The organism is Streptomyces callyspongiae, assembly GCF_047200695.1.
Lineage (GTDB): Bacteria > Actinomycetota > Actinomycetes > Streptomycetales > Streptomycetaceae > Streptomyces.
On record NZ_JBJZOM010000007.1, the window covers coordinates 63,522 to 84,187 of the forward strand.

7 protein-coding genes are annotated in these 20,666 nt (G+C 73.8%); 4 read left to right on the forward strand and 3 right to left on the reverse strand.

The genetic code is table 11. The annotated features are described in order from the left end of the window. Positions 1-15 precede the first annotated feature (15 nt). Both ACL06G_RS08530 and ACL06G_RS08535 read left to right on the forward strand, forming a co-directional pair. Positions 16-13,689 (forward strand): non-ribosomal peptide synthetase, encoded by a 13,674-nt coding sequence (locus ACL06G_RS08530; RefSeq protein ID WP_412835667.1) that lies wholly within the window; start codon positions 16-18, stop codon positions 13,687-13,689. Then, positions 13,686-15,245, forward strand: coding sequence for a condensation domain-containing protein (locus ACL06G_RS08535; RefSeq protein WP_412785258.1), 1,560 nt, complete (start codon positions 13,686-13,688; stop codon positions 15,243-15,245). The genes ACL06G_RS08530 and ACL06G_RS08535 overlap by 4 nt, the downstream gene beginning before the upstream one ends. A gap of 40 nt (positions 15,246-15,285) precedes the next feature. Here ACL06G_RS08535 and ACL06G_RS08540 read toward each other — a convergent pair whose 3' ends face one another. Further along, complete coding sequence (locus ACL06G_RS08540) at positions 15,286-16,128, reverse strand: thioesterase family protein (RefSeq protein WP_412785257.1); 843 nt, start codon at positions 16,126-16,128, stop codon at positions 15,286-15,288. A gap of 59 nt (positions 16,129-16,187) precedes the next feature. After that, positions 16,188-17,345, reverse strand: coding sequence for a tRNA 2-thiouridine(34) synthase MnmA (mnmA, locus tag ACL06G_RS08545; RefSeq protein ID WP_412785256.1), 1,158 nt, complete (start codon positions 17,343-17,345; stop codon positions 16,188-16,190). 77 nt (positions 17,346-17,422) lie between these two features. Between mnmA and ACL06G_RS08550 the strand changes: the two genes are divergently transcribed. Next, positions 17,423-18,154 carry an N-acetylmuramoyl-L-alanine amidase gene (locus ACL06G_RS08550; protein WP_412785255.1) on the forward strand — a complete coding sequence of 244 codons (732 nt, stop codon included), beginning with the start codon at positions 17,423-17,425 and terminating at the stop codon, positions 18,152-18,154. A 30-nt stretch (positions 18,155-18,184) separates the two neighbouring features. Here the strand turns inward: ACL06G_RS08550 and ACL06G_RS08555 are convergent, their stop codons facing one another. Then, the gene (locus ACL06G_RS08555; RefSeq protein WP_412835668.1) at positions 18,185-19,363 is read right to left on the reverse strand and encodes a cysteine desulfurase family protein; all 1,179 of its coding nucleotides are present in this window, start codon (positions 19,361-19,363) and stop codon (positions 18,185-18,187) included. 186 nt (positions 19,364-19,549) lie between these two features. Here ACL06G_RS08555 and ACL06G_RS08560 point away from each other — a divergent pair, with 186 nt between their 5' ends. Further along, positions 19,550-20,608: an N-acetylmuramoyl-L-alanine amidase gene (locus tag ACL06G_RS08560; protein ID WP_412835669.1), complete on the forward strand. Its 1,059-nt coding sequence runs from the start codon at positions 19,550-19,552 to the stop codon at positions 20,606-20,608. Positions 20,609-20,666: the final 58 nt, after the last annotated feature.

Genomic DNA, 20,666 nt, shown 5'->3' on the forward strand with positions numbered 1-20,666 from the left:
CCCGGAACGGACACGATGGACAACGACGCACTGACCCGGCTGCGGTCACGCCTGCACGGGCTCCGGAACGTCCTGGACTGCGCGCTGCTCCCGCACGAGGACCAAGTCCTCGCGTACGTCGTGCCGGACGGCCGTGCCGACTTCGCCCTTCTGCACCGCCGGATCGCCGCGGCCGCCCTCCAACACGGCCTCCGCGTCACACCGGTACTGGTGGACGGGGTCCCGCTGCTGCCCGACGGCACACCCGACCGGGTCGCGCTCGCAGAGGTGCCGGTCGTGCCGGAGGCGCTGCTCGCCCGCTACCGCACGGAATGCCGGGCCGCGGGCGTCGACGTCGTCCGGGCGCCCGCGGCCCCGGAAAGGCGGCGGGTGACGCTCCCGGAGGCCGACCCCGCGGTCGCGGGCAGCACCGCCCGGAACGGTACGCCGTCCGGCGGGACCGAGGACGCCGGAGCCACCGGAGCCACCGGAAGCGCCGGCGCTGCGGGTGCCCCGACGCCCGCGGTGAGCACCGGCCCGGAGCTCGTGCTTCCTCCCGGAGCCCCGCACACGCTCCCCGAAGCGCTGGTGCGGACCGCCGCGGACCGCCCGGAGTCCGGCCTGCACCTCCGCGAACGGGACCGGACCGTCTCCCTCGCCTACCCTGAGCTGCTCGCGCGGGCCCGGCGGACACTCGGCGGTCTCCGTGCGGCAGGACTGCGGGCAGGGGACCGCGTCATCCTCCAGCTCCCCTCTCTCGAGGCGTACTTCCCGGCCCTCTGGGCCTGCTTCCTCGGCGGTATCGTGCCCGTCACCGTGGCCCGCCCGCCCGGCTACGCGAGCCGCGGCGCGGTGCTCGACAAGCTGCACCACGCTTGGCAGACGCTGCGGGAGCCGCCGGTGATCTGCTCCGGCCCGGCCGTCGAGGGCGTCCGGTCGATGCAGGACCTCTACCCCATGCCCGGCCTGCGGGTGCTGGACGCCGCCCGGCTGGCCGCCGCGGTCGAGGCCGAGGACCTGCACGCTCCCGACCCCGACGAGACCGCGCTCCTCCAGCTCTCCTCGGGCAGCACCGGACGGTCGAAGGCCATCCGCATCACGCACCGGGGCGTGATGCAGTACGTCGCCGGAGCGCGGCTCCAGGGCATCGAACCCCACCACACCACCGTCAACTGGCTCCCCCTCGACCACGTGGCCGGTCTGCTGATGTTCCATCTGCGGGACACCGTGCTGGGATGTCCGGCCGTGCACACCCCCACCGAGGCCGTGCTGGCGGACCCGCTGCTCTGGCTCGACCTGCTGGAGGAGCACGGCGCGGCACACAGCTGGTCACCGAACTTCGGCTTCAAGCTCGTCGCCGAGGCGCTCCGGCGCGAGCGGCACAGGTCCTGGGACCTCTCCTCCGTCCGGTCGCTGATCAACGCGGGGGAGCAGTGCACGCTCCCCGTGATGCGCGCGTTCCTCGACGCCACGCGGCCGTTCGGACTCGCCGGGGACAGCGTGCTGCTCGCCTGGGGCATGGCGGAGACCTGCACCGCCATCAGCTACAAGCGGTTCGGGGCCCCCGGCACCGTGCACCGGGTGCGGAAGTCCTCGCTCCGGGGCGAACTCGCATGGGTGGACCGGGACGTCCCGGAACACGCGTGCACAACCTTCCTCAGCATGGGACCGCCGACGGCCGGAGCGAGCTTCCGCATCTGCGACGACGCGGACCGGACGCTGCCCGAGGGGCGCATCGGAAGACTCCAGGTCCGCTCCGGAAGGGTCACGCCGGGCTACCTGGACAACCCCGGAGCGAACGAGGAGGCCTTCCGCGGCGAGGGCTGGTTCGACACCGGCGACCTCGCGTTCCTCAAGGACGGTGAACTGACCGTCACGGGGCGGCGCAAGGAAGTCATCATCATCAACGGAAGCCACTACTTCTGCCACGAGCTGGAGGACGTGGTCGGCGCCGTGGACGGGGTGACGGCCGGATCCGTGGGCGCCTGCGGCGTGCCCGATCCCGCATCGGGCAGCGAGCGGTTGGTGGTCTTCTTCGTTCCCGACCGGGACGCGGCCGACGAGGCCGGTGCGTGCGTGCGGAACGTGCAGGCTGCACTGGCCGGACGCTTCCAGCTCACCGGAGTCCTCGCGGTGCCGCTTCCGGGCGCGGACTTCCCCAGGACCACGAGCGGCAAGATCCAGCGGACCGAGCTGCGCCGACGGTTCCTGCAGGGAGATTTCGACACGCTGGTGCCCGCCGCCGGGCGCCGGCAGCTCTCCCCGGAAACGGGCGCCGAGGACGACGACCGGTCCGTGCCCGACGCCGTGCACCGCGTGGTCTGGGAACCGCTGCCCCCGTCCCCGGCCGCGACGGCGCGTCCGGAACCCGCCACCACGCTGGTCGTCGCGGACGAGGACGGTCTCGCAGCCGCGCTCACCGCGCCCGGTGCCGGCTTCGCGGACGCCCCGGTCGCCACCCCCGGCACGCGGTACGCGCGCACCGGTCCGGGGCGGTACACGCTGGACCTCACCGACCCCGCCCAGTGGAAGGCCCTGTGGCGGGACCTGGCAGAGGAGGGCCTCGTCCTCGGGGGACTGCTCCACCTGACCGGCTACGCCCGGCCCGTCGGACCGGACGAGCACACCGGGGGAGGGCGGGACCTGGTCGGCGCGGCGGGGCTGTCGCTCGTCCTCGCCGCACAGGGGTTCCGCGCGCAGGCGCCCGGGAGCAGCGCCCCTCGTGTGGTGACGGTCAGTCGCGGACTGCACCGCGTCACCGGGCACGAACCCGTCGGGTACACCGGTGCCGCCGTCCCCGGGGTTGCCGCCGGACTCGCCGTGGAGTGGCCCGAGGCCGCCGTGCACCACGTGGACCTCGAAGGCGTGGACGAGGTTGCGGACGCCCGGGAACTCGCGGAGGTCCTGGGCCGGTTCCCCCGCACGGCCGAGGGAACGCCGCTCGACGAGACGGCGGTCCGGGCCGGGAGGCTCCACCGCCGCCGGTGGATCAGGACCGACCCGGTGCCCGGCCCTGTCGGGCAGGAGCCGCCCGCTCCCTTCTCCGACGGCTCCTGCCTGGTCGTGACGGGCGGACTCGGCGGCGTCGGCATCGAGGTGCTCTCCGAGCTGCTCCGCCGCCACCGGCTGCACCTGCTCCTCCTCGGACGCACCCCCGTGGCGGAGGACACCGCGACCGATGCGGCCCGTTCGCTGGCGCGGCTGCGGCACCTCGGCGGCGACGTCGCCTACGCCGCCGTCGACGTCACCGACGCCGCCGCGGTCGCGGACGCCGTGGCGTCCGCCGAGGCACGCTGGGGCCGAGTGCTCGACGGCGCGCTGCACCTCGCCGGGACCTACGACTCGCTGATGCTCGCCGACGAGGAGCCCGCACACTGGCGGGCCGCACTCGCTGCCAAGACGACGGGCGCGGTCAACCTGGCGGCGACCGTGACGGCGCGCCCCGGAGCCCGGTTCGTCTCCTTCTCCTCCCTGCTGACCGTCACCCCCGCCGCACGCTCGGCCTCCTACATGGCGGCCAACCGGTTCCTGGAGGCGTTCACCACCTACCTGGAGACCCTCGGCGTGCCCGGTCAGTGCCTGGTGTGGGGGCTGTGGAGCAGGACGGGCATGAACCGCGGCGAGGCCAACGAGGCTCCGGCGATCCGCCGCGGCCTGCTGGCCCTGACTCCCGACGAGGGACGTCGGCTGGCAGCAGCGGTACTCGCCCGTGGGCCCGGCTGCTGGTTCGTCGGACTGGACGACACGTCCCCGGCCCTGCGCGGCCTGGTCCGCCACGCCCGCCCGACCGCACTCGAGCGTCTCCGGGCCGTCGGCAGCCCCCGCGGACCGCTGCCCGAACTGCGGGACCTGCACGGTCGGCAGGTGGCCGTGGAAACCGTCCCGGACCCGCATCCCGCACCGGCCGACGCGCCCCCGGCCGCAGCGGCCGCCCGGGGAGCACGGTCCCCCTCCGGCGGCCGGAGCCGTACGAGGGAACTGGTCCTGCGGGCGCTGTCCGAGGCCGCCGGCGAGCAGATCGAGGAGCACCGTCCCTTCCACGAGGCCGGGCTCGGCTCCCTCCACCTGATGCGTGCGCACGGGGCGCTGGAGCGGGAGGTCGGGCGCGAACTGCCCCGCACCCTCCTCTTCGAGTACCCGACCGTGGCCGACCTCGTCGACCACCTCACCCGGCAGGAGCGTCCCGGGGCCGCGGCCCCGGACGCCGACGACGGCGCGGCCGCCGATCGGCGCATCGCCGTGGTCGGCATGGCCGGACGCTTTCCCGGCGCGCCCGATCTCGACGCGTACTGGCGCCTCGTCCTGTCGGGAGAGACGGCACTGCGCCGGTTCACCGCCGACGAGGCTGCCGCCGCCGGGGTGACCGAGGAGGAACGGGCCCGCGGCGACCGCGTGCTCGTGGGCGGCACGCTGGACGGCGCCGACCTGTTCGACGCCTCCTTCTTCGGCATCAGCGCCCGGGAGGCGTCCCTCATGGAACCCCAGCAGCGACTGCTGCTGGAGGTGTGCCACGAGGCGCTCGAAGGAAGCGGCTACGCCGGTCCGCCCGGGGACACCCGGGTCGGGGTGTTCGCCGGCACCGGTATGAACCTGCATGCCCTGCAGACCTATCTGCTGAACAACCTCACCCCGACGCAGGACGTCCAGGACCCGGTGACGGCACTCCAGTTGGCGATCGGCAACCAGCCCGACTTCGCTGCGACCAGAGTGGCCCACCGCCTCGGCCTGCAGGGCCCGGCCGTCGGTGTGCAGACCGCCTGCTCCAGTTCACTCGTCGCCGTCCACCTCGCCGCACAGGCGCTGCTCACCGGCGACGCCGACCTCGCCCTCGCGGGTGCGGCCGCGGTCCACGTCCCGCAGCACGCCGGATACCGCCACGTCCCCGGCTCCATCCTCTCCCGCACGGGTGCCTGCCGCGCCTTCGACGCCGCGGCCGACGGAACGGTGGGAGGCAACGGCGTGGCCGCCGTCGTCCTCAAGCGCCTCGACCGGGCACTCGCCGACCAGGACACCGTCCATGCCGTGATCCTGGGCTCCGCGGTCAACAACGACGGCGCCGGAAAGGTGGGCTTCACCGCCCCGAGCGTGTCCGGGCAGCGCCGGGTCGTGCGTCGCGCCCTGCGGAACGCCGGGGTGAGCGCCGACACCGTCGGCTACGTCGAGACGCACGGCACCGGCACCGAACTCGGCGACCCCATCGAGTTCCAGGCGCTCACGGAGGCCTTCCGGGAGACCACCGACCGGGAAGGGTTCTGCGCGCTCGGCTCGGCCAAGGCCACCATCGGTCACCTCGACTCCGCCGCGGGCATGGCGGGCCTCATCAAGGCCGTGCTGGCCCTGCGGCACGGGCGGATACCGCCGCTGGCGAACTTCACCCGCCCGAACCCCGCTCTGGCCCTGGAGAACAGCCCCTTCCGCCTCCCGGACTCCGCGAGCGCCTGGCCGCGGGGCGACACGCCGCGCCGGGCCGGCGTCAGCGCACTCGGAGTGGGCGGCACCAACGCGCACCTCGTGCTGGAGGAGGCCCCTGCGGTGCCGGAGACGCCCGCGCAGGGGCCCGCGGCGGACGGGCCCGGCCTCCTGCCGCTCTCCGCCCGCACCCCCGAGGCCCTGGTGCGCCTCGCCGGCGCCTACCGGGAACTGCTCCGCACCGACCCGCCGCGCATGTCCGACGCGTACGCCACCGCAGCGCTCCGCCGCCCGCACCACGAGCACCGCCTGACGCTTCTCGGCCACGGGGCCACCGGGATCGCTGCGGCACTCGACGCCTTTCTCGACGCCGGTACGGACTCGCCACCTCCGCCGCGCGCCCCCTGGGTCGGCGGCCGCGCTCCGCGGAATGCGGACGTCCCCGTCGCCATGGTCTTCTCGGGGCAGGGGACCCAACGGCACGGTATGGCACGCGAGCTCTACCGGCGCTTCGACGTCTTCCGGCGGACCGTCGACGACTGCGAGCGGCTCCACCGCGATTCCTGGGGCAGCAGCCTGACGGACCTGCTCCTCGCCGAGGACCAGCCGGGACACGGCGACTCCTGGACGACCGACGTGACCCAACCCGCCCTGTTCTCCTTTCACATGGCGCTCCGGCGCCTGTGGGAGTCCTGGGGCGTGCGCCCGCAGCTGTTCGCCGGACACAGCCTCGGCGAGTACGCCGCCCTGTGCGCCGCGGGCGCGCTGTCCACGGCCGACGGCCTGTACATCACCGCGGTGCGGGGCCGGCTGATGCAACGACTCTGCCCACCGGGCGCCATGGCCGCAGTGGCGGCCGACCGCACCGCAGTGACCGAGGCCGTCGCGGACCTGCCGGAGGTGGAGCTCGCGGTGGTGAACGCCCCTGGGAACCACGTGCTGGCGGGACCGGCGGCCGCGGTGGCGGAGGCCACCCGCCGACTGGAGTCCGCCGGCCACGCGGCGCGTGCGCTCCCCGGGGACCGGGCCTTCCACTGTGCTCTCGTGGAACCCGCGTTGGAGGAGTTCGGCCACCACCTCGCGCGACTGGACCTGCGCCCGCTGACGGCACCCGTGGTCGTCAATGCGGGCGGGGCGCTGCTCCCGGCCGGGCACACCCCGGATGCCGCCCACTTCCTCCGGCAGGCGCGCGGGACCGTCGACTGGGCCGCCGTCGTCGCGCGACTCGAGCAGGAGGGCGCCGCTCTCTGTCTGGAGGCCGGCGCGGACGCCACGCTCACCGCGGCAGGGCGGCGCAACGCGCCGGCCTCCACCTGGATCGCCTCGCAGCCGCAGGGCGAGCCCGGGCCGAGCGGACTGGCACGGGCCGTCGCCGAACTCCACTGCCGCGGCGTCGCCGTGGACTGGAAGGGCCTGGAACTGCCCGACGGCCGGGGCCGCCACATCCCGCTCCCCACCCACCCTCTCGACCGAACCTCCCACTGGATCAGCGCCGGAGCACCGCACGCTCCGGACGGAGGCACCGCCATGACCCACGACACGCGCCCGGCCGCAGCAGCACCGGGCGACACCCCCGGAACCGGCACCGGCCCGGGAACGGAACGCCTTGCGAAGGACGGTGTGCGCGACGGAATCCTGACGGAGGTCCGCGAACTCGTGGCGGACCAACTGTCCCTGACTCCCGACGACGTGCCCGCGGACGCCGCCTTCTTCGACCTGGGCGCCGACTCGCTGCTCCTGATCAACATGATCCGGCGGCTGGAGAAGACCTTCGGCGTCCGGATCGCCATGCGGGAGCTGTTCGAGGAGGCGGACACCTCCGCGCGTCTCGCCGACGTCCTCGCCGAGCGCGGTGATCCCGAGCGGACACGCCGCCTCGCAGCCGCGCCCGAACCGGCCGCGCCCGAACCGGCCGTGACGGCGCCCGCACCCGTCGAGCGGACAGCCGCACCGTCCGCCGCCGTGCCCGCATCGTCCGCCGCGGGAGAGGGAACCGCCCTCCCGGAGCCGGCCCGTCCCACACCCGCCCCGGCCGCCCCTGCCCCTTCCCTGCCGCCCTCCTCCGCGGCCCCCGCCCCGGCCGCCGGCGGGACGGGGTCCGAGGCAGGACGGCTGGTCGAACGCCAACTCGACCTCATGTCGGGCTTCTCCCGGCTGATGCACGACCAGCTCAGGCTGCTCTCGGGCAGCACCACCGGCCCCGCGGAGCCGCCCGCCGGAACGCCGCCCGCCCCGGAACCCCTCGCACACGACCGGGAGGCCCCCGCCGCTGCCGCACCCGTGGCCGCCGTTCCCGCCCCAGGAACCACCGCTGCCCCCGGGAAAGCCGGCCCGGCGCCGACCGAGGCGGCGCACGGTCCCCGGGTGTCCGTCCCCCGCACCTCCGGCATGGCGTCCGGGAGGCTGACCACCGAGCAGCGCGCGCACGTCGACGCGCTGACGCAGCAGCTCACCGCACGCACCGCAACCTCCAAGGAGCTCGCGCAGCGGCACCGCCGGGTGCTCGCCGACAGCCGTGCCGTCGTCGGCTTCCGCAGCGCCACGAAGGAGATGCAGTACCCGCTGGCGGCGCGCTCCGCCCGCGGTCCCCGCCTGGAGGACGTCGACGGCAACGCCTACGTCGACATCACCATGGGCTTCGGCGTGCTGCTCTTCGGGCACGAACCGGACTTCCTCGACGAAGCGGTGCGACGGCACCTCTCCCGGGGCATGCGTCTCGGGCCCCGCAGCGAGGAGACCGGCCGTGCCGCGGAACTCCTCGCCGACCTCACCGGCTTCGACCGGGTCGCCTTCGCCAACTCCGGTACCGAGGCGAACTCCGCGGCGATACGGCTCGCACGGGCCGCGGTCGGACGGGACACCGTGGTGATGTTCCGCGGCTCCTACCACGGCCACGCCGACAACGTGCTCGGCCAGGCGGTGGAGGAGGACGGCCGCCGCACGACGGTCCCGGCCTCCTCCGGCATCCCCGCCAACGCGGTCGAGGACCTGGTGGTGCTGGACTACGGCGCGCCGGAATCGCTCACGGCCATCGAGGCGATCGCCGACCGGGTCGCCGCCGTGCTCGTGGAGCCGGTGCAGAGCCGCCACCCCGGTCTGCAGCCGGCGGACTTCCTCCGCTCGCTGCGCGGACTGACCGAACGCCACGGCATCGTGCTGCTGTTCGACGAGATGCTCACCGGCTTCCGTCCCCACCAGCAGGGCGCACAGGGCGTGTTCGGCGTCACCCCGGACCTCGCCACGTACGGCAAGGTGCTGGGCGGCGGCTATCCCATCGGTGCCGTCGCCGGCCGCGCAGACCTGATGGACGGCATCGACGGCGGCCACTGGTCCTACGGCGACGACAGCTACCCGCCGCGCGACACCACCTTCTTCGGCGGCACCTACATCCAGCACCCCCTCGCGATGACCGCCGCCGAGGCCGTCCTCACCCGGCTCCGGCAGGCCGGGCCGCAACTGCAGCAGAACCTGAACGCGACCACCGAGGCCTTCGTCGGACGGTTGAACCGCTTCTTCGAGGACGAGGAATTCCCCGTCCGCATCGCCCACTTCGGATCGCTGTTCCGTTTCGAATACCGCGGCAACCTCGAACTCTTCTTCCACCACCTGCTGCTGCGCGGCGTGTACGTCTGGGAATGGCGGAACTTCTTCCTCTCCACCGCCCACACCGACGCCGACCTGGAGTGCGTCGAGCACGCCGTGCGGAACGCCCTGTGGGACATGCGCCGCGGCGGGTTCCTCGCCCCTCCGGGCGGTCCGCGGCCGATACCCGCCCACGCGCCGCCGCTGCCCGTCCCCGACGCCGCCGTGCCCCACCCGGGAGCGTCCCCCGTCGCGCCGCGGGCCGCGACTCCGCGCCGGCAGCCGGGCCGCCCAGGCACCGGCCCTGTGCTGCCCGCCCCGCGCACCGGCGCCGAACCGTCCGGAACCGCCGGAACGCCCGACTTCAGCCTGTACTTCTTCGGCGACTACCCGAGGGAGAGCGAGACCGACGACAAGTACGCCATCGTGCTCGACGGCGCGCGTTTCGCCGACAGCCACGGTTTCCACGCGGTCTGGCTGCCCGAACGGCACTTCCACTCCTTCGGGGGCGTCTTCCCCAACCCGGCCGTCCTGGGCGCGGCGCTCGCCCGCGAGACCAGCCGGATCCGCATCAACGCCGGCAGCGTGGTGCTGCCGCTGCACCACCCGGTGCGCGTGGCGGAGGAATGGTCCGTGATCGACAACCTCTCGGGCGGCCGCGTCGGGATCGGCTGCGCCAGCGGTTGGCACGCCAACGACTTCGTGCTCCAGCCCGACAACTACGGGCGGCACAAGGACGTCATGTACGAACACCTGCGGACCGTGCAGCGACTGTGGCGCGGCGAGGAGATCACCTCCCGCAACGGCCACGGCGACGACGTCGGGGTGCGCCTGTACCCGCGCCCGGTGCAGCAGATGCCGCCGTTCTACACCGCGATCGTCGGCAACCCGGACAGCTACCGGCAGGCGGCCCGCAACGACCTGGGCGTCGTCACCAACCTGATGACGCAGTCCGTCGAGGACCTGGCACGGAACATCGCCCTGTACCGGCAGGAGCGCGCCGCGGCAGGGCTGGACCCCGCTGCGGGACGGGTCGTCGTCCTGCTGCACAGCTACCTCGGCGAGGACGCCGCCCGGGCCCGCGCCGAGGCGCTGCCCGCCTTCAGCCGCTACATGCGCTCGTCGCTGTCCCTCTTCGGCCAGGTCGGCAACAGCCTCGGCATGGAGATCGACTACGAGAACACCCCGGAGGAGGACATGGAGTTCCTTCTCGAACGCGCCTACCACCGGTACTGCGAGTCCCGCGCCCTGATCGGCACCCCCGACAGCGTCGCCCCCGTCCTGGACGCCGTCCTCGCCGCGGGTGCGGACGAGATCGCCCACTTCGTCGACTTCGGCGTCACCCCGTGGCAGGCACGCGACAGCCTGCCGCACCTCGACGCCCTGCGACGGCGCTACCAGGAACCGACGCGGCCCCGGGCCCCGCGACCGGCGGGCGAGGTGCCGCGGGACGCGGGCCGGGCCCTGACCTTCGCCCAGCAGCGCCTGTGGTTCCTGGATCGCATGCACCCCGGCCGGACCGCGTACCACGAGTGCTCCGCGGTGCGCCTGGAAGGACCGCTGGACGTGGCGGCACTGCGGACGGCACTGGGCCGCGCCGTCGAACGCCACCCCGCGCTGCGCTCGGTGTTCCGCGAAGTCGACGGCGAACCGCGCCGGATCGTCCTGGACCAGCCGCACGACGGCCCGGAACTCCTCGACGCCCGGGGAGAGGAGGAATCCGAGGCCCTCGACCGCGCGGTGGCCGAGGAGTACGCCCGGCCGTTCGACCTGGCACGTGGCCCGCTGCTGCGCACCCGTCTGCTGCGCTGCGCCCCGGACCGGCACGTCCTGCTCCTCACCGTTCACCACATCGTCTTCGACAGCGTCTCCGCCGAGATCCTGACCGCCGACCTGGGTGAGCTGTACGCCGCCGCGCAGGAGGGCAGGCCCGACCGGCTCCCCGAACACACCGACGGAGGGGACCACGCCGCGCGGGAGCAGGAGGCGGCGGCCGGCCCCGACGGGCAGCGGGCCCTGGCCCACTGGCGGGAACGGCTGGCCGGTGCGCCGCCGTACCTGGAACTGCCCGCCGACAAACCGCGTCCCCCGGCCCCCACGGGACGTGGCGACGCCGTCCACCTCCGCCTGGACGCCGCAGCGACGCGTGCCGCACGGGCCCTGGGGCGCGACCGCCGCGCCACGACCTTCATGGTGATGCTGACGGCCTTCTACGCCACCGTTCAGGCCTTCACCGGGCAGGACGACCTTGTGGTCGGCACGCCGGTGGCCCATCGCCCGGCAGGCACCGAGGACTCCGTCGGCTTCTTCGTCAACACGCTGGCGCTCCGCACCGACCTGGGCGGAGACCCCACGTTCGTCCAGGCGCTTGACCGGGTGCGGAGGACCGCCTTCGACGCGTACGAGCACCAGGACTGCCCGTTCGAGGAGATCGTGCGGGCAGTGAACCCGCAGCGCGACCCCTCGCGTGCCCCTCTCGCGCAGGTCTTCCTCGAGTACGAGACGAAGCCCGTGCTGCAGCCGGAACTGCCCGGCGTACGCGCCACGGCGCTGGACCTCCGCACCCGCAAGGCGCCCTTCGACCTGACCCTGTTCCTGACCGATCTGGACGACGGACTGCGCTGTCGCGCGGAGTACAGCACGGACTTGTTTGAGGAGGCGACGGTTCGCCGGTTCCTCGACTGCTTCGCCCAGGTTCTGGCCGGTGCGGCGACCGATCCGGAACGGCCGCTGTCCTCGCTCGCCGGGCCGACGGCCGCGGACCGCAGTCTGCTGGCACGCACCGGGGCGACCCCCGCCTACGGCGGGGAGCACCGGGGTGACCGGCCCGCGGAGCCGGTCCACCGGCGCGTGCTGCGCCGGGCGGCGGCGCAGCCGGACGCCCTCGCGGTGGCCGGCGGCGCAGCCGGCCTGACCTACGGCAGGCTCGCGGAGCGGTCGGCGCAGGTGGCTCGCCGGCTCCGGGAGGAGGGATGCGCCGCCGGCGACGTCGTCGGTGTCCTGCTGCCGCGCGGTGCCGAACTGGCCGTGTCTCTGCTCGCGGTGGCGCGCACGGGTGCCGTCGCCCTGCCGCTGGACCCGACCCATCCCCGGGAACGGCACCGTCGCATGCTCGACGAGGCCGGTGCGGTGGCGCTGCTGACCGCGGACGCGCACGAGGACCTCCCGCTCTCCGACGCGATACCCGTCCTCACCGTCACGGCCGCGGAACCCTGCGGGGCGACCGACGAGGGACGGGAAACCGCCACCGGGGAGTTCGACGCCGATGTGCACGATCCGGCACCGGACGATCTGCTGTGCGTCCTCTACACCTCCGGTTCGACCGGCCGCCCCAAGGGAGTCGGCATCCGCCACGGCGCCATGGCGAACGTGGCCGACTGGCACCACCGGGAGTTCGGCACCACGTCCGCCGACCGGGGCTGCTGGATCTCCAGCCCGGCGTTCGACGCCTCCGGACTCGAACTCTGGGCCCACCTCACCGCCGGGGCGAGCCTGCACCCGGTGCCCGACGCGGTGCGCGCCGCCCCCGAAGGGCTCCGTGACTGGCTGTTCACCGAGCGGATCACCAGCGCCTTCTTCACCACTCCGCTCGCCGAGCAGTTGCTGGAGGAGGACTGGCCGGCCGATGCCCCGCTGCGCCTGGTGATCACCGGGGGCGACCGGCTCCGCCGCCGCGCCCCGCGCGGTGCGCCCTTCCGGCTCGTCAACATCTACGGCCCGACCGAGAACACCGTCGTGTCCACCTGGACGGATGTGGCCCCGTCCGGCGAGGAGGCCGGGGATCCCCCGATCGGCCTGCCGGTGGCCGGTACGTGCGCGCTGGTGCTGGACAGCGACCTGCGTACCGTGCCGGTCGGCGTTCCCGGTGAGCTGTACGTGGGCGGGGCACACCTGGCCTCCGGCTACGTCGCGCGGCCGGAGCTCACCGCGGAGCGCTTCGTCGAGGACCCGGGCGGCAGGTTCGAGGGGCGGTTGTACCGGACCGGCGACCTGGTGCGGCGGCGGAACGACGGGCTCCTGGAGTTCCTGGGGCGTACCGACCACCAGGTCAAGATCCGGGGCCACCGGGTCGAGCCGGGCGAGGTGGAGAGCGTGCTGGCGGGACTTCCGGGAGTGCGGGAAGCGGCCGTCGTCGCCCGAACCGAGCGTGGCGAACAGCCGTACCTGGCGGCGTACGCGGTGCTCACCACCGGCCCGTCGGAGGAGGACGAGCCGGAGACGCGGAAGGCCCTCACCGATCGGCTGGCCGATCTCCTGCCCGACTACCTGATCCCCCGCGCCTGGGTCTTCCTACCCGAATTGCCGCTCAACTCCAACGGCAAGGTGGACCGTTCGCGCCTGCCCGCGCCGGACTTCTCCTCGGACGCGCAACACGCGCCACCTGCCACCGCGCTCGAACGGAACCTGCACGACCTGTGGGCGAGGGAACTCGACCTGGAGCGCGTCTCCGTGACGCGCTCGTTCTTCGAGTTGGGAGGCCACTCCCTCAACGCCGTACGGCTGTTGAACCGGATGCGTGCCGAACTCGGCGCCGAGGTATCGGTGCTGGAGTTCTTCGAAGCCCCGACCGTCCGGGGCACCGCCGCGCGGCTCGGTGACGGCAGCGAGGCCGACCCGCCGGACGGCCGAGGGACGTCGCCGGGGGTCTCCGCGGACGGCGACCCGGGTTCCGCCGGTGCGTCCGACGCCGGCGGCGAACGCGTCAGGGGCACCCTGTGACCGCCGGGGGAGCGCCGGGCCGCCACCTCGCCCCAGCCCCTGTGCCTCCGGCCGACCCCGGGCTGGCAGAACTCGTCGGGATGCTGCGGGTGCGCGACGTGCGCGTCCGTGCCGACGGCGACGCTCTCCACTACGACGCGCCGCCGGAAGCCGTCACCGACGACCTGCTCGAACGGATCCGGGAGCACAAGACGGAACTCCTGGAATGGCTCGCCTCCGGAGCCGGTGGACCGGAGGTGGAGAGCAGCGGTCCCGCGACCTACTTCCAGCGCCGGATGCACGCGCAGCACAGCGCGAGCCGTCTTCCCGCCGGCCTCAACGTGGCGCAGCGCATCGAGTTGGACGGCCCTCTGGATCCGGAGGTGCTCGCCCGCGCCTTCACGGCTCTGACCGCCCGGCAGGCCACGCTCCGCAGCCGTCTGGTGCGGTACGGCCCGGAGCTGGTGCAGGAGGTGCTGCCCGTCCGGCCGGTGTCGCTGCCCGTGGCCGACCTGTCCTCGGCCGTCGGGGCCACCGAGGAGGCCGCGGCCGAGTGGCTCGTACGGCACACCGACGAACCTTTCGAGCTGTCCGTGGCACCGCTGTGGCGTGCTGCGCTGCTCCGCCGAGGCGAACGGGCGTGGACGCTGGCCCTGGTGGTCCACCACATCGTCATCGACGGCTGGGGTCTGGACGTTCTGCTGCGGGATCTGGCCGCGTTCTTCGCGGCCGCCCGGGAGCTGCCGGCCGGGCGGATCCCGACCGGGGCGGAGGCCGGCCTGGCGCCACTGGCCGCCTCGTACCCGGAGATCGGACGCTGGCAGCGCGCCCACCTGTCGGGGCCGAGGCTGCGGGAACTGCGCGACCACTGGAGCACGGCACTCGACGGCGCGCCGCTCCGCCTCAACCTTCCGACGGACCGTCCCCGCCCGGAACGCCACAGCAACCGTGGCGCCGGGTTCGGGTTCGAGGTGGGGCCCGCGCTCGCCGCGGACGTGGAGGCGCTGGCGCGAGCCCGTGGCACCACGGTGTTCACGGTCATGCTCGGTGTGTACGGAAGTCTGCTGTGCCGCCTGACCGGGCAGGCGGAAGTGGTGGTGGCCTGCAACATCGCCAACCGGGTCCGGCGCGAGCACGAGGACGTGGTCGGTCCGTTCACCAACAACGTTCCGTTGCGACTGGGCAGTGGCGGCGGGAACTGCCGTACCGCGATCGACGCCGCCGCCCGCACGTTCTTCGCCGCGGCGTCGCACCAGGACTACCCGATGGCGATGCTCGTCGAGGATCTCGCGGCCCGCGGCACCGCGCCGGGCGAGCGGTTTCCGCAGGCGCTCATCGTGATGCAGAACCAGGCCGCTCCGGAACTGGTGCTCCCGGAGGTGGACAGCGAGGTCCACGACGTCGCGGTCGACGGCATGCGGTCGGAGTTGTGCCTCATCCTGGTGCCCGAGGCGGACCGCATCCGCTGCCTGCTGCGGTACGCCCGGGACCTGTTCGACCCCGGGACCGTCGAGCGGTGGGCGGAGAGCTATGTGGCGCTGCTGAAGGAGGCGGTGTCGGCGGGGGCCGGAGACTGAGGGTCCCCGGGCCGGAGGACGCCGTGTCCGTGTGCGGCCCTCAGCCCGGTGTGCGGGCGCCTCGGTCGCGGGTCGCGCGGGCCAGTTGGCGGGACTGTGCGACGAGGCGGTCCGCGCTGTCCCAGACCTCGGCGTCCTCCTCGAGGAATCCGCCGGCCAGGTTCCGCGTGGTGAGGGCAACGCGCAGCGGCCCCGGGGCGGGCAGGGCCCGGACGTGGACGGTGAGTTCGACGGTCGGCACCCAGCCGTCCAGGCCGAGGTCGAAGGCGGTGGGCGGCAGTGCGTCGACGGTCAGCAGCAGCGACAGCGGGTCCGGTGCGCGGCCGTCCGCCAGCGAGAACCAGGCGCGCATCTCGCCCCTGCCGGATGGTGCGCCCACCGCCCAGCCGACCGTGTCCGGGTCGAGACGCATGTCCAGGCGCCCGGCGATCGCCGGCAGCGCACCGGCCGGGGCGTCCTCGGTGCCCACGCAGTGCTCGTACGGCGGGATCGCGGGCGGTTTCGCCGCGGTGCGCACCTCGTCGGTGAGGCTCCCGAGGTCGCCGTACGTCGCCAGCACGCGGAGGTGCTCGGTCTCCTCGCCGTCGGATCCGGTCCGGAAGAGCGACGCGGAGCCGGTGGACAGCGTGCGGCCGGTGCGCGCGGTCCCGGTGCGGACGGTCGCCGGCCCGGCCGTGGTGGCGGTGAGGTAGTGGGCGCTGACGCTGAAGGGATGCGGGTGCGGCAGGGTTTCGCCGAGCGCACGGGCGGCCACTGCCAGCAGGTAACCGCCGTTGAGGGCGTCTCCGACGGCCCAGCCGGGGGACAGGTCGGCGTGGTGGACACCGGTGTCGTGCCGCCGTACGGCCGTGTCCCGGTCGAACTCGCTCACGTCGTCGCTCATGACCCGCACGGTACACGATGATGTTACCGGTGGGTAATGCCGCGGCTTCGCACAGCCGTTCAGCCCGCGGCCGGGGTCCCGGCGCGTTCCGTGACGTCGATCGTCGCGGAACCCACGACCCGCGTCCCGTCGTACAGCACCACGGTCTGGCCCGGGGCCACCCCGCGGACCGGCTCGTCGAAGCGCACCCGCAGCTCTCCCCCGGTGATCTCCGCCGTCACCGGGGTCTCGCCGCCGTGCGCCCGGAGCTGTGCCGTGTACCGTCCGGAGCCGCGGGGTGCCGTGCCGCACCACCGGGGGCGGGTGGCCGTCAGCGCCGCGACGTCCAGCGACGCGAGCGGTCCGACCGTGACCGTGTTGTCCACCGGCGAGATGTCCAGCACGTACCGCGGCTTGCCGTCCGCGGCCGGCCGCCCGATGCGCAGGCCCTTCCGCTGACCGACGGTGAAGCCGTACGCGCCCTCGTGGGTGCCGAGCTTCTCCCCGGACTCGTCGACGATGTCACCCTCCGCGCGCCCCAGGCGGTCCGCCAGGAAACCGCGGGTGTCGCCGTCGGCGATGAAGCAGATGTCGTGGCTGTCCGGCTTCCGTGCCACCGCCAGATCGCGCCGTTCGGCCTCCGCGCGGATCTCGTCCTTGGTGGCGCGTGTCTCGCCCAGCGGGAACAGGGCGTGCGCAAGCTGACGTTCGTCGAGCACACCGAGCACGTAGCTCTGGTCCTTGGCCTCGTCGCCGGCGCGGTGCAACTCACGGCTGCCGTCCTCGCGCTCCACGACCGTCGCATAGTGGCCGGTGCAGACCGCGTCGAACCCCAGGGCGAGGGCCTTGTCCAGCAGTGCGGCGAACTTGATCTTCTCGTTGCAGCGCAGGCAGGGATTGGGGGTGCGTCCCGCCTCGTACTCGGCGACGAAATCCTCCACCACGTCCTCGCGGAAACGTTCGGCGAGGTCCCACACGTAGAACGGGATGCCGATCACGTCGGCCGCGCGGCGCGCGTCCCGCGAGTCCTCCAGGGTGCAGCAGCCGCGCGCGCCCGTGCGGAAGGATTTCGGGTTGGCGGAGAGGGCCAGGTGCACGCCGGTGACCTCGTGCCCGGCCTCGACGGCCCGGGCGGCGGCGACTGCGGAGTCCACTCCTCCGGACATGGCGGCGAGCACACGGAGCCGCCTCGGCGGAGCGGCCGGGGTGGAGGGCGGGGCGGTGGAGGAATCAGCCATAGCCCCTCCAGGGTACGGGTCCCGGAAATGCCTCCGGCTCCGGAACCGCGACCGCCGTCCCGCACGTTGTTCCGGCCGTGAGCCGGACCACAGGAACCAGGGCCGCAGCGCCCGCCGAACGCAAGAGAACCACCCGGGCCGGGAGAGGCCGCCCCGGCGGCCCCCGCAGGCGCACCCTGCTGCTCGGAGCCCTGCTGGCGTCGCTGGGCGGCGCCGGATACGCCGCGCGCGATCAGGCGGAACACCTGTGGTGGCGGCTGCCGGGCCGGCAGCAGGAGCGGGAACCCGGAGCCGTGGACCACCCCGGGGCCGAGTGGATCAGCGCCTCGCAGGAGAACCTCGCCCCTGCCGACCGCCCCTACGACCACGGCATCGACCGGGTGGTCATCCATACCGTGGAAGGCAGCTACGCCGTGGCGCTGCAGGTGTTCCGGGATCCGGCCCACGGGGCGTCGGCCCACTACGTGGTGCGTGCCGAGGATGGCCACGTCGCGCAAATGGTGCGGGAGGCCGACGTCGCCCATCACGCGGGGAACCTCGACTACAACCGGCGCAGCATCGGCATCGAGCACGAGGGGTTCGTCGACCGGCCGGAGGACTTCACCGCAGCGCTGTACCGCTCCTCCGCGCGGCTCACCGCGGGCGTCTGCGCGCGGTACGGCATCCCCGTGGACCGGGAGCACATCGTCGCCCACCACGAAGTGCCCGGCAGCGACCACACCGACCCGGGCCCCGGCTGGGACTGGGACCGGTACCTGCGGCTCGTCCGCGAGGCGGGCGAGGAGGGCGGCGTGCGCGGACGCGGGTAGCCGCGGAGCGGCCGTCGTGGACCGCCCGGCTCAGCTGAGTCCTGCCGCGCGGGCCCGCTCCACCACCGGGCCGATCGCCGCCGCGAGCGCGGCCACGTCCTCCTTGGAGGAGGTGTGGCCCAGCGAGAAGCGCAGCGTTCCCCGTGCCAGCTCCGGGTCGGCCCCCGCCGCGAGCAGTACGTGCGAGGGCTGCGCGATGCCCGCCGTGCAGGCGGACCCGGTGGAACACGCGATGCCCTGGGCGTCGAGGAGGAGCAGCAGCGAATCCCCCTCGCATCCGGGGAACGAGAAGTGGGCGTTGGCCGGCAGCCGTCCCGCAGGATCGGGGTCGCCGTTGAACACCGCGTCCGGAACCGCCTGCCGTACGGCCTCGACCAGGGCGTCGCGCAGCGCGCCGATGCCGCGCGCGAAGGCGTCCCGGTGGGCCGTGGCCAATTCCGCGGCGGTGGCGAGCGCCGCGATCGCGGGGACGTCGAGCGTCCCGGACCGCACGTCCCGCTCCTGGCCCCCGCCGTGCAGCAGCGGCACCGGTGCGTGCTCGCGTCCCAGCAGCAGTGCGCCCACCCCGTACGGCCCGCCGATCTTGTGGCCGGTCATGGTCAGGGCGGCGAGGCCCGAGGCGCCGAAGTCCACCGGAACCTGGCCGACCGCCTGCACCGCGTCGGAGTGCAGCGGGACGTCGAATTCGGCTGCCACGGCGGCAAGTTCCCCGATCGGCTGCAGGGTGCCGATCTCGTTGTTCGCCCACATCACCGTCGCCAGGGCCACGTCGGAGGGATTGCGTGTCAGGGCTTCCCGAAGAGAGTCGGGGTGTACCCGGCCGAGGGAGTCGACGGGCAGCCACTCCACGACGGCGCCCTCGTGGTCGGCGAGCCAGTGCACGGCATCCAGCACCGCGTGGTGCTCCGCAGGGCCGGCGAGGACCCGCACGCGTGCCGCGTCCGCCGCCCGCCGCGACCAGAACAGGCCCTTGACGGCGAGGTTGTCGGACTCGGTGCCGCCCGCGGTGAAGACCACCTCGCTGGGGCGGGCGCCCAGTGCGGCGGCGACGGCCTCCCGCGCCTCCTCCACGGTGCGCCGGGCCTGCCGTCCGGCGCGGTGGAGCGAGGAGGCGTTGCCGGTCGACGTGAGCTGGTCGGTCATCGTCCGCACCGCCTCGGGATACATCGGCGTCGTGGCGGCGTGGTCGAAGTAGACGGAGTCAGCCATGATGCGTCGATTCTACGAGCAGGCCCCGAGGTGCACGGGAGGCCGGAGTCCGGGGTGCGGCACGTGAAGGCACGCACCGCCCCTCGACGTGCACCGTATGCGCACGAGCGGACACGCTCCGCGCATGAACCGGCTCCGATGGGGGAACGATTCGGGGAGGATCGCCGTGAAGAGCGGAGCGCGCGCATGACGAGGTCGGGGCCGCAGAAGTATCCCGGAGCGAGTACGGCCCACTGGTACCAGGACGACTGGGGCGGTGACGCCATGGAGTCCAACGTGGGCGTGCTCCACACCACCGAGGGCACCTCGCTGCCCTCCTATCGAGGAGGGGCGTCGGCCCCCAACTTCACCGCGGTCCCGGACCTCGGCGGTCGGCTGCTGCGGTGGTACCAGCACTTCGACTTCGACACCTCCTCGCGCGCGCTGGTGAACCAGCCCGGCGGCGTGGAGACCAACACCCTCAACGCCGTGCAGGTCGAGCTGGTCGGGACCTGCGATCCGGCCCGCCGCAGCAGTTGGGGCGACCTGCGTGCCGGGCGCGACTACCTGTACTGGCCCGAGGCGCCGGAATGGGCGCTCGCCGCGCTCGCGGAGTTCGTCCGCTGGGCGCACGACGCGCACGACGTGCCCCTGCGGTCCACCGTGACCTGGAAGGCCTATCCCGGCTCCTACGGCGCCGCCAACGGCGTGCGTCTGACCGGTTCCCAGTGGCTCGCCTACTACGGATGGCTCGGCCACAGCCACGTTCCGGAGAACCTGCACGGCGATCCGGGCGCTCTCGATGTCGCGCGTGTACTGGCGTACGCGCGGGGCGACGCACAGGAGGACGACGTGCCGGAATACCTCTCCCTCGGGCTCGCCGCGGGCCCGGTGCTCAGGCCCGGCGCATGGACGCCGCTGACCTGGGACCGCGAGTTCGCGGACCCGCTCGACGAACACGCCGCCACCGGGCAGACCTTCGTGACGGGGCCCGGCAGGTTCACGGGTACGGCCTATCTCCGTGTCAACGGCTTGAGTCCCGGTGCCACGCTGCAGGCGCGCCTGGTCGAGGTCGAGGGCGGCCGCACGGTGACCCACCACCCCATCGGCGAAGGTGTGGGCAGTGCCGGATCGACGTTCTACGCCTTCCCGCTCACGGGGCACGTCGCCTCCGGGAGGCGCATGAAGGTGCAGGTGACGCACTTCGGCGAGGACGAGGTGACCTTGGACGGCTCCTACCTGAAGGCTCTGGTCTGGGACCGGTGACGGTGCGGCGTCCCGGGCCCGGGACGCCGCACCGTCACCGGTCCCGTCCTGCACCGCC